Here is a 1,271-nt window from a genome sequence, read left to right as displayed (position 1 = left end):
CACTGCTGTCCGGTTTAAATTTGGTGGACATGGCGCACGGTGTTGATTCTACTTGTGTTCGAGCGTTTGGCGACGATCTCGGACACGAAAGGGGAAGAACACCGTGCGGCATCAGAATAGCGTGTTTCATGATGTTTTGAAGCGTGTTCCCTGGGCGGCGTTTGATCGGCTTGTGGATGAGCACGGGGCCGACAAGCATGTGCGGCGACTGACGACCAAGAGCCAGTTCGTCGCGCTTTTGTATGGGCAACTGGCGGGGGCGGTGAGCCTGCGCGAGATCGTCTGCGGCCTGGAAAGCCATTCGGCGCGTCTCTATCATGTCGGGGCAAGGCCTGTGTCGCGTTCGACGCTCGCCGATGCCAATCGCCTGCGCCCCAGCCCCGTCTTTGCAGGGCTTTTTGCGCAGATGACGGCTGCGGCGGGACGCGGCCTGCGCCGGGCGGTGGGCGAGGCGGTCTATCTCATTGATGCGACAGGGGTTCGCCTGTCCGGGGCCGGATCGCAATGGGCGCGCTTTTCCCATCAGGCCTGTGGCGCCAAGGTGCATGTCGTCTACGATGCGGATGCCCAGCAACCGATCTACGCGGCGGTCACGCCCGCCAATGTCAACGACATCACGGCGGCCAAGGCCATGCCGATCGAGCCGGGAGCAACCTATGTCTTCGATCTCGGCTATTATGATTTCGGCTGGTGGGCCGGGATGGACAAGGCGGGATGCCGGATCGTCACAAGGTTCAAGTCCCATACGCCGCTCAAGGTGACGCACGAGCTTTCGGTGGAAGACGGTGGCCGGATCCTGTCCGACCGCATCGGCCTCTTGCCCGCGCGCCAGGCCAAAAGCCGCAAGAACCCGTTCAGCGATCCGGTCCGGAGATCACCGTCAGAACCGAAACGGGCACGCTGCTGCGCATCCTGTCCAATGACCTGGACGCGCCGGCGCACGAGATCGCTGATCTCTACAAGCGCCGCTGGGCGATCGAACTGTTCTTTCGCTGGGTCAAGCAGACGCTGAAGATCCGCCATTTCCTCGGCACCTCAGAGAACGCCGTTCGCATCCAGATCGCCGTCGCCCTGATCGCCTATCTGCTCCTGCGACTGGCGCAGGCCGACCAGACGACCGTGCAAAGCCCGCTCGCCTTCGCCCGCCTGGTCCGCGTCAACCTCATGCACAAACGACGCACCGATCACCTCCTCAGACCCCCGCCAGACAAACCCAAAAACCACAACCAGTTGGTCTTCAAATGGACCGGAAATTAAACCGGACAGCAGTG

At 62.0% G+C, this 1,271-nt stretch carries 1 pseudogene; it reads left to right on the top strand.

The window, feature by feature from the left end:
• Nucleotides 1-103: 103 nt before the first annotated feature.
• Nucleotides 104-1,257, top strand: a pseudogene (locus tag B9A97_RS29205) (IS4 family transposase).
• The last annotated feature ends 14 nt before the right edge of the window (nucleotides 1,258-1,271 follow it).

Source organism: Rhizobium sp. RU36D (genome assembly GCF_900176345.1).
Taxonomy (GTDB): Bacteria; Pseudomonadota; Alphaproteobacteria; order Rhizobiales; family Rhizobiaceae; genus Allorhizobium.
This window is presented reverse-complemented; position numbering and strand designations above follow the sequence as displayed.